The sequence below is a fragment of the Streptococcus parasanguinis genome (genome assembly GCF_015556095.1).
Lineage (GTDB): Bacteria > Bacillota > Bacilli > Lactobacillales > Streptococcaceae > Streptococcus > Streptococcus parasanguinis_Q.
Genome location: NZ_JADNLT010000001.1, coordinates 631,088 through 640,740 on the forward strand (window position 1 = coordinate 631,088; position 9,653 = coordinate 640,740).

Genomic DNA, 9,653 nt, shown 5'->3' on the forward strand with positions numbered 1-9,653 from the left:
GGGGTTCTTCTAGAATATAGGTAATCCTTTTTTACAAATAACAACCTAAGTGATGCTAAGAATTCAAATGTTGCATTTTTGTAGAGTATCTAAATATATAATGAAACTTTCCGCTGTGAGAAAAGTGCTAGAAACACCATTGTTTCTAGCACTCGGGAGTTTTGAAACTTTAGGTTCAAAACTAAGTCATGGAACTTCGTAGAAGTTCGCTGACGTCCGTATTCACTTAAGGAAAGTTTCTAAGAGGAGTTTATCTTCAATCAAAAAGGAACCCGAAGGTTCCTTTTGTGTTATTTCCGATACATCTTGACCTGAAGGTAAAGATCGTTATAGACTCCAAGCAATTTCTTGCCTAATTGTTGATAGACTTCCAAATGGTCCAGTGTTTCATCGCTTGGATAGAAGGATTGGTCATCTTGGATTTCTTTTGGTAACATGGCTTTGGCTTTTTTATTTGGCGTTGAGTAGCCGACATAAAGAGCATTTTTCAAAGCATTTTTAGGACGAAGCATGAAGTTAATAAAGGCATATGCTGCTTCTTTATTTTTCACGGTTTTTGGAATGACAATGTTATCAAACCAAAGGTTGCTGGCTTCAGTTGGTACGACATAGCGAAGATCCTTATTGGCATCCAGCATTTGGCTGGCTTCTCCTGAGAAAGTAACCCCAATAGCTGCATTGTTTTGGATCATATAGCCTTTCATCTCATCGGCCACCAAAGCTTTGATGTTGGGTGTCAAGGTGTAGAGTTTATCTACTGCCTCTTGCAATTTCTTTGGATCCTTTTCATTGAGGCTATAGCCCAAGGTATTGAGACCAATTCCCATGACCTCACGCGCACCATCGTACATCATGATGTCATTTCTGTACTCTTCACGCCAGAGATCTGACCAATGTTCCGGAGCATTTTTGACCATCTTGGTATTGTAGATAATCCCCAAGGTACCCCAGAAATAAGGTACTGAATATTGGTTACCCGGATCAAACGATTGGTTCAAGAGTTTTGGATCGATATTTTCCATCCCTTTGATCTTGGATTGGTCCAACTTTTCAACCAGATGTTCATCCATCATCTTGGCAATCATGTATTCACTAGGTATCGCAATATCGTAGGTAGTTCCACCTTGCTTGATCTTAGTGTACATGGCTTCGTTGGAATCAAAGGTATCATATTGCACCTGAATCCCTGTTTCTTTGGTGAATTCCTTGAGCAAGTCTGGATCGATATAATCTCCCCAGTTGTAGATGACCAGCTTGTCACTATTTTTGGTATTCATGCTCGCTTCGATCTGGTGGCTAATTCCCCAGAGGACCAGAATGACAAGGACAATCCCAGTTAGGAATGAATAAAGTTTTTTCATGCTGCTTCCTCCTTTTCACGAGTAATAAAGTAATAACCGATGACCAAGAGCACACTAAAGAGAAAGACAAGGGCGGACAAGGCATTGATACTGAGGGAAATTCCTTGACGCGCACGGGAGTAGATCTCTACAGACAAGGTTGTAAAGCCATTTCCGGTTACAAAGAAGGTCACGGCAAAGTCATCAAGCGAATAGGTAAAAGCCATAAAGTAGCCCGCGATAATGGCTGGTGTCAGATAGGGCAACATGATCTCTTTGAGCATTTGCACTTGAGTAGCTCCCAAATCATAGGCAGCATTGACCATATCCCGGTTCATTTCCTTGAGACGTGGCAAGACCATCAAGACCACAATGGGAATCGAGAAGGCCACGTGGCTAGCCAGAACAGATAGGAAACCTAGCTGGTACTTCACCGTCGTAAAGAGAATCAAGAAGCTGGCCCCAATCATAACGTCTGGTGCTACCATGAGAATGTTATTGATGGAGAGCAAAGGTCCTTCCAACTTCTTCTTCGATTGGTAAATATAAATGGCTCCAAAGGTTCCAATCACTGTCGCAATCAAGGCTGACAAAAAGGCCAAGAGGAAGGTCTCTGACAAGATCAGCATCAGGCGACTATCTGCGAACAATTCATTGAAATGCTCAAGCGTGAAGCCCGTGAAGGCATTCATATCTCCCCCTTTATTGAAAGCATAAAAGATCAAATAGAAGATAGGAAGATAGAGAATTAGAAAGACGAAACCTAGATAGAAATGGGATACTTTTTTCATCGTTCTCTCCTTTCTCTTGTTGCCCACATGGTAAAGAGCATAGCAAGGATCAGAACAACTCCGATGGTAGAACCCATTCCCCAGTTTTGTGTTGTCAGGAAGTGCTGTTCAATCGCAGTCCCTAAGGTAATGACGCGATTTCCACCGATCATTCGTGTCAACATGAAGAGACTCAGACTAGGAATAAAGACAGATTGTACACCTGAGCGGACTCCATTCATGGACAAGGGGAAGACCACATGACGGAAGGTATCCCAACGATTGGCCCCCAAATCATAGCTGGCATTAATCAAGTTTGGATCCAAGTCATCTAAAACATTAAAGATCGGCAAAATCATAAATGGCAACTCGATGTAGCTGGCTACAAAGATAAAGGAGAAATCGGTAAAGAGGATTTGCTGGGGAGCGACTCCGAGAAAGCTTAAAAAGCTATTGATGGAGCCGTTTTGCCCAAAGATTCCGATAAAGGCATAGGCCTTGAGCAAGAGATTGACCCAGGTTGGCAAGACGATCAACATCAACCACAACTGCCGGTGTTTGAGCAGCGTCAAAAAGTAAGCAGTCGGGTAGGAGATCAAGAGCGTCACCAGGGTGACGATTCCAGCATAAAGAACCGAATTAAAGCTCATCTTTAAATAGGTCAGATTTTGCGAAGTAAAGAACTCTTTGTAGTTTTCAAGTGAAAACTGCCCTTCAACGTTAAAAAACGATTGAAAGATGATCATGACTACAGGAGCTAGGACAAAGAGAAAAATCCACAAGAAATAGGGGAGGATAAATAGATTAGAGGTTGTTTTCTTCATCTCTCTCCTCCTCAATGGCATTAATCAAACCAGCTTCTTGCTCTTCCACTTCAACGTACTCTTCGATCCGCGCATCGAATTCTTCTTCGGTTTCATTGAGACGCATAACGTGGATATCTTCTGGTTCAAAGTCTAGCCCGATGACTTCTCCCACAATGGCCTTCCGAGTGGAGTGAATCATCCACTCATTACCCAAATCATCATAGGCGATGATCTCGTAATGCACACCACGGAAGAGCTGGGTGTCCACCTTCACTTGGAGCTTGCCTTCTTCAGGAAGGGTGATTTGCAAGTCTTCAGGACGAATGACGACTTCAACTGGTTCGTTTGGACGCATTCCCCCATCGACGGCTTCAAAGCGTTTGCCATTGAACTCAACCAAGTAGTCTTCGATCATGCGCCCATCTAGAATGTTGGACTCACCGATAAAGGTGGCTACAAAGTGGTTGATCGGTTCATCATAGATATCTACTGGTGTACCAGATTGGACGATCTCTCCTTCATTCATGACAAAGATCCAGTCACTCATGGCAAGGGCTTCTTCTTGGTCATGGGTAACAAAGACAAAGGTAATCCCCAAGCGTTGTTGCAATTCCCGCAACTCATACTGCATGTCTGTCCGCAGTTTCAAGTCAAGTGCAGACAAGGGCTCATCTAAAAGAACCACGCGCGGTTCATTGATAATAGCCCGGGCAATAGCTACCCGCTGGCGTTGACCACCAGATAATTTTTGGATCGAACGTTTTTCAAATCCTGCTAACTGGACCATTTTCAAGACTTCTGAAACCCGACGTTCGATCTCAGCCTTGTCCACCTTTTTCAAACGAAGGGGAAAAGCCACATTTTCAAAGACCGTCATATGTGGAAATAGGGCATAGGACTGAAAGACGGTGTGGACATCCCGTTTGTTGGTAGGGACATCATTGATCCGTTCCCCATCGAGGTAGACATCTCCAGTCGTCGCATCCAAAAGACCGGCAATGATATTAAGGATGGTCGATTTTCCTGATCCAGATGCACCGAGAAGGGTATAAAACTTCCCTTCTTCCAATTCAAAATTGATATCCTTTAGGACAACGGTACCGCTATCTTCAAAGACCTTTGAAACATTTTTAAACTCAATAATTGGTTTTTTCAATTCACATAAATTCCTTCTTTACTGCGATTAGCAAACTGCTTTTCATACGAAAACGCAGCGGCTGACAGGAAGACCTGTCAGACCACCAATACCTCTCGGGGACTTACTAGACTGCCCCACCTATTTACGGTATCGATAGGCACTCACCCCCTCTCCGACTGATGCTATCGATGGTTCACAATCAATTGTTTTTCAATACTTAAACTTAAGCTCTTAGGCTTGACCGATAATGCGAACTTCTGGTTCTAAACGGACACCTGAATGAGCCTCTACTGCTTCAATGACATGGGCGATCAAATCTTCGTAATCCTTAGCAGTTCCATTGTCGACATTGACCATAAAGCCGGCATGCTTTTCAGAAACTTCCACACCACCGATTCGATAGCCTTTTAGACCTGCTTCACTGATCAATTGACCTGCAAAATGACCGACAGGACGCTTAAAGACAGATCCACAAGAAGGGTATTCAAGGGGTTGTTTCAACTGACGTAGATGGGTCAAACGCTCCATCTCCTGTTTGATTTGCTCGTGATTGCCTGGAGACAAAGCAAATTTGGCAGAGATGACGACAGCCCCTGTCTCTTGAATCTTAGAATGACGGTAGCCAAAAGCCAACTCTTTCGCCGACAAGGTTTCAATTTCCCCTTCCTTGGTCAAGACCTTACAAGATACAAGGACATGAGCAATCTCTCCCCCATAAGCTCCAGCATTCATAAAGACAGCACCACCGACACTGCCTGGAATGCCACTAGCAAACTCGAAGCCTTTCAAACTATGGTGCAAGGCCACATGAGTGGTGTCGATGAGTTTAGCTCCTGCCTCTGCTTCAATCACATAACCATCCACACTGATGTCACGCAAGCGATCAAACATAATGACAAATCCCGGAATGCCCCCATCGCGGACAATGATATTGGACGCATTGCCAAGGACCATCCATGGGATTTGCTCTTGGTTGGCAAATTGAACGATGCGTTTTAATTCGTATTGGTTGCGAGGAAAAGCTAAAAATTCTGCATTCCCACCTACCTTTGTAAAGGTATAATGTTTTAAAGGTTCTTGAAAACGGATATCAATCCCTTCAAGAATTTGATTTATTTTTTCATTCATCTTTCTGTCTGTTCTCTCTCTATAAAATACAAACTATTATACCAAATTTTTAACTATTTTTCGACCCTAAAAAACAAAAGAAGGCCTATAATATTCAGGCCTTCCTTTTATCATTTACTATGCAATTTTACGAGCAATGGCACGATTCTTTTGTCCATCCAGAGCTGATTTGACCGAAATCCAAGCACCACCAAGAGTGAAGACAGCTAACATTCCTAGATTCAAGTAAAATTTGTCTGGGACATCCCCTTGAAATGTCGCTTCATTGACAATCGTCCAGGACAAATCAAATGGAAGATCGAGCTTACTCATGAGCGCCAAAGTATAATCTAATTGGTTGACCAAAAAGACCGTCAAGACCATCAAAATAGCTGAAACTACCACACCTTTTTTAGTCAATTTCTTACCAAGGATCTCATAACCTTTGATAGTACAATAACCGAGGGCAGCCCCTGCTAAAACAGATACATAGCCGAGACGCGCTACCAAGAGGGCAACTGCTCCACCGATGATTACACCGATCACAGCCCCTACAATCCCTAAAAGGAAGTTTTCTTCCCGCGCTTCATAAGCCTCAACTGTATCTTGCACTTCGGCTTGGTAGGCTCTAAAGGTTGCATCGTCGATTAAAAAGATCGCATCTCCAATTTGATACAGACCGATTGGTCCTTCCTCACCCGTTTCCGCATTCACTTGCACAAATTGGTGGTTGAGCAAGAAATCCACAATATCTTGGATAGCTGTCCATAAGGTTTCGACGGCCTTGCCTTTGGTCATTCCACCTTTGACAACGATCGAGGTCAAGTAACCATCAGAAGAGATAGCATTAATGGCTTTTGATTGTTCTTTTAATTCATTCCAAAGAATTTCACTATCTTCGATCAAGTCTCCTTCGGAACCTTGTTTCACACTGAGTGAAATGGTAAATACATTCTTGGTTTGAGCGCCTTCAATGACTAACAAGAAGCCTTCACGCTCTCCATACATCACACGGGCTTCGCCATCAAATTGCAGCCCAAGATCGGTAGCAATACTATATAAATATTCTGGTTTCATGTTTCCCCCTAAACATTCGGGAAAGCTTGAGCTTTTCCCCATACAATTCCCATTCTACCATAGGAGAAGCAAAAAGGACATATACATTCGTATACATCCTTCTTTCATTTGTGTTACATTGAGGTTTATTTCTCAACACGAACGCCAAATGTGTCGATTTTAAGTTGGAAAATCTGACCATCTAGCCCGAGTTCTTCGAGAGCTGCGACAAAGGCTGCTGCATGCTCTGGCGCTAAGAGGTTCATGATCGTTGGGCCTGCTCCCGACAGATAGGTGGCGTAAGCCCCATGCGCATGGGCGACTTCTTTGACCTGAGGAAACTCTTTGACAAGAGATTGACGGTAGCGTTCGTGGAAATGATCAGACTCGATGGAGCGACCAGCCGTCAGCAAATCTCCCTTGAGGAGAGCTGCGATAGCGACATTGGCTACGCTACTGGCTGCAACAGCTTCCTTATAAGACCATTCTTTCGGTAGGACATTCCGACTATCACTGGTCTTCAATTGGTAGCTCGGTACAAAGGCCACAAGGTCACAGCTTGGGAAGTCAGCCGTGACATATTGGACATCTTCACCGATGTAGCTCGCAATGACCATATTCCCAAAGATAGCTGGAGCTACATTATCCGGATGACCTTCGATCTCGGTCGCGATGCGTAATTTCTCAGCGTCTGATAGCTGGAGGTTGGCTAATTGGTTGGCCAATTCAATCCCTGCGACAATGACCGAGCTAGAAGATCCAAGACCACGCGCCAAAGGCACTTCACTAGTCATCTTGATCCGATGGGGTTGCATATCAGTTGAGATAGAAAGAGCTGTTGAGAGCAAAAGGTTTTTCTCATCTGTCGGAATCCCTGCTCCAAGATCATGCTCAATAAACCAAGCATCTGCTGGTTCAAGGACTTCAATGGTCAAATAGCGAGTCACGGCAATCCCAACAGAATCAAATCCTGGTCCTACATTGGCACTGGTTGCTGGAACAATAATTTTCATGCTTATTCTCCCAAGACTTTAAAGGTATTCAAGAGTTCGAAATTCGCCTCTGAATCCAATTTTTCAACCAAGTTCTTGAATTGAGTTTGGTTAACTTGGTGAGTAATGATGACAACACTTGCATAGTGACCATCTGAGTCTTCTTGAAGGATTTGCTTGAAGGAAGCTCCTTCTGCATTAAAGATTTCCGCAAGACGCAAGATTTGACCAGTCGCATCTGGTGCCTTGATTGAGAAGTAATAATTGTTCTTCACGTCTTCTGGCTTAGCCAATTGAAGAGGGCGACTGTATTCATTGAAGGCTTTACCGATCGTTCCTTCTTTTAGACGACGGACAATGCGGACGAGGTCGGCTACGACACTTGTCGCAGTTGGTTTTTGACCAGCACCTGGTCCGTAGTACATAGACTCACCAATACCGATGGATTCCACATAGACCGCATTCATGACATCATTCACTCCTGCGAGTGGATGTTGTTTTGGAAGGAAGGTTGGTGTCACTTCTGCTGCGATCCCTGACTCTGTTTCAACGATAGATCCGACCAGCTTAATGACATATCCAAGGCTTTGAGCAACCGATACATCTTGAGGAGTGATCTGGCTAATTCCTTTGTGACCTACTTGGTCAAATTGGATATTCATCCCAAAAGCGAACTGGCTCAAGATCACCATCTTGTATGCAGCATCGATTCCTTCAACGTCGTTGGTTGGATCACTTTCAGCGTAACCAAGACGTTGCGCTTCTGCTAAAGCATCCTCATAAGTCCAGCCTTCTTCGACCATTTTGGTCATCATGAAGTTAGATGTTCCATTGACCACCCCGAGCACTTTGGTCACCTTGTCGGAAGCAAGGGAATTCACCAAGGTCCGAAGGATTGGGATCCCACCAGCTACGGCAGCTTCATAATAAAGAGCCACTTGGTGTTTTTTAGCAATCTCTAGCAACTCGCTTCCATGAACGGCAAGAAGGTCTTTGTTAGCAGAAACCACGTGCTTCCCTGCTTCAAGAGCACGGGTGATAAAGGTCTTAGCTGGCTCGATACGACCCATCAATTCAACCACGATGGCAATGTCCTTGTCTTCAATGATCTCATCGACATTGGTCACAAAGTTGTAGTCATGACCAGCAGCTTGTAATTTTTCCTTCTCAGCATCATCTCGAACCAAGACCTTGGCGATCTCGATTTCATCTTGAGCTGCCTGGGTGATTTTTTCATGGTTTTCTTTTAATAAAAATGGTACGCCACTTGCAACAGTACCAAATCCTAGTAAGGCAATCTTAACAGACATCCTATTGACTCCTTGAATTTTCTATAGTAGCTCCATTATAACAAAAACTTGAGCGTTTGACAGCCAATTGCCTTAAAAATTCTGAATTTTCATGACAGGATCTGCCTGTAGCAAGTTCTGGAAAAGAACCTAGAATTTGTGGTACAATAAAGAAAATAATGAAAACGGTGACACTATGAGTAAACGAAGAGTACCTAAAAAAATCAAAGCCCTACTTGGAATCAATGCCCTCCTACTGGTCTGTATCTTTATTTGTAGCTTTCTTCTGATCAAGCGGATCACTCAGCCGAATGAGGGGAATACCAGTGGCACTGCCATGACGCGTTCTCTCGAAGAAGGTAGCTCCTCTATCGAGTGGACTCGGGTGAAAAAGCCGGTCAAACTGCCCATCCTCATGTACCACTCCGTGCACAATATGGCCGAGTCTGAAGCTGCCAATGCTAATTTGATCGTTGATCCAGAAACCTTTGAAAGCCAACTAAAGGCCCTAAAAAAAGCGGGTTACTACACCCTGACACCTGGGGAAGCCTATCGCATCCTCGTCAAGAACGAAGTACCCAAAGGAAAGAAATTTGTCTGGCTGACCTTTGATGATGGCGTCGAAGATTTCTATACTATCGTCTATCCGCTTCTTAAGAAGTACAAGATGACCGCCACCAATAATATCATCACGGACTTTACCCAAAAGGAAAAAGAAAATGTCCTGACCTTTGACCAAATCAAAGAGATGAAAAGTGCTGGCTTGACCTTTGAAAGCCATACGGTCAATCATCCAGACCTAGCCAATTCCAGTCTTGAGACCCAAAAGAATGAGCTAGTTGCTTCTAAACGCCTGCTAGATAAGGTGCTGGATCAAAATACCAGCGTTATCGTCTACCCATCCGGTCGCTACAGCCAGGTCACGATCGACCAAGCCAAGAAAGCTGACTACAAACTAGGCCTCACCACTAAAAATGGACTAGCCAGCTCCGCTGATGGACTCTATTCCCTCAAACGAGTCCGGATCCTTCCAACCACTACAGGAGAGGATCTCCTAGCCATGATCCAAGAATAAAGAAAGAGAGTGGGACAGAAATCGGTAATTCGTTAGAATTCGATTTCGTCGTCCCACCTCCGCACAGTTGAGTAGGGCTG

General features: G+C 43.9%; 9 protein-coding genes. 1 reads left to right on the plus strand and 8 read right to left on the minus strand.

Annotation, left to right across the window (positions count from 1 at the left end):
- Nucleotides 1-290 precede the first annotated feature (290 nt).
- From I2E70_RS03190 to I2E70_RS03225, 8 genes are all read right to left on the minus strand, one after another.
- The gene (locus I2E70_RS03190) at nucleotides 291-1,361 is read right to left on the minus strand and encodes an ABC transporter substrate-binding protein (protein ID WP_049484027.1); all 1,071 of its coding nucleotides are present in this window, start codon (nucleotides 1,359-1,361) and stop codon (nucleotides 291-293) included.
- Entirely contained in the window at nucleotides 1,358-2,131 is a 774-nt protein-coding gene (locus I2E70_RS03195) for an ABC transporter permease (protein WP_003002847.1), read from the minus strand. The genes I2E70_RS03190 and I2E70_RS03195 overlap by 4 nt, the downstream gene beginning before the upstream one ends.
- A complete protein-coding gene (locus I2E70_RS03200; RefSeq protein WP_003011144.1) occupies nucleotides 2,128-2,934 on the minus strand; it encodes an ABC transporter permease in 807 nt (268 codons plus the stop codon). Before I2E70_RS03200 ends, I2E70_RS03195 begins: the two co-directional genes overlap by 4 nt.
- Nucleotides 2,915-4,072, minus strand: coding sequence for an ABC transporter ATP-binding protein (locus I2E70_RS03205; RefSeq protein ID WP_003002881.1), 1,158 nt, complete (start codon nucleotides 4,070-4,072; stop codon nucleotides 2,915-2,917). Before I2E70_RS03205 ends, I2E70_RS03200 begins: the two co-directional genes overlap by 20 nt.
- A gap of 213 nt (nucleotides 4,073-4,285) precedes the next feature.
- Nucleotides 4,286-5,182: a UDP-N-acetylmuramate dehydrogenase gene (gene murB / locus I2E70_RS03210; RefSeq protein WP_013903742.1), complete on the minus strand. Its 897-nt coding sequence runs from the start codon at nucleotides 5,180-5,182 to the stop codon at nucleotides 4,286-4,288.
- A gap of 117 nt (nucleotides 5,183-5,299) precedes the next feature.
- Nucleotides 5,300-6,280, minus strand: coding sequence for a hypothetical protein (locus tag I2E70_RS03215; RefSeq protein WP_049488317.1), 981 nt, complete (start codon nucleotides 6,278-6,280; stop codon nucleotides 5,300-5,302).
- An 83-nt stretch (nucleotides 6,281-6,363) separates the two neighbouring features.
- Entirely contained in the window at nucleotides 6,364-7,230 is an 867-nt protein-coding gene (thrB, locus tag I2E70_RS03220; RefSeq protein ID WP_195423382.1) for a homoserine kinase, read from the minus strand.
- A gap of 2 nt (nucleotides 7,231-7,232) precedes the next feature.
- A complete protein-coding gene (locus I2E70_RS03225; RefSeq protein ID WP_023918393.1) occupies nucleotides 7,233-8,519 on the minus strand; it encodes a homoserine dehydrogenase in 1,287 nt (428 codons plus the stop codon).
- Between the two features lie 175 nt (nucleotides 8,520-8,694).
- Here I2E70_RS03225 and I2E70_RS03230 point away from each other — a divergent pair, with 175 nt between their 5' ends.
- A complete protein-coding gene (locus tag I2E70_RS03230) occupies nucleotides 8,695-9,573 on the plus strand; it encodes a polysaccharide deacetylase family protein (RefSeq protein ID WP_049492061.1) in 879 nt (292 codons plus the stop codon).
- Nucleotides 9,574-9,653: the final 80 nt, after the last annotated feature.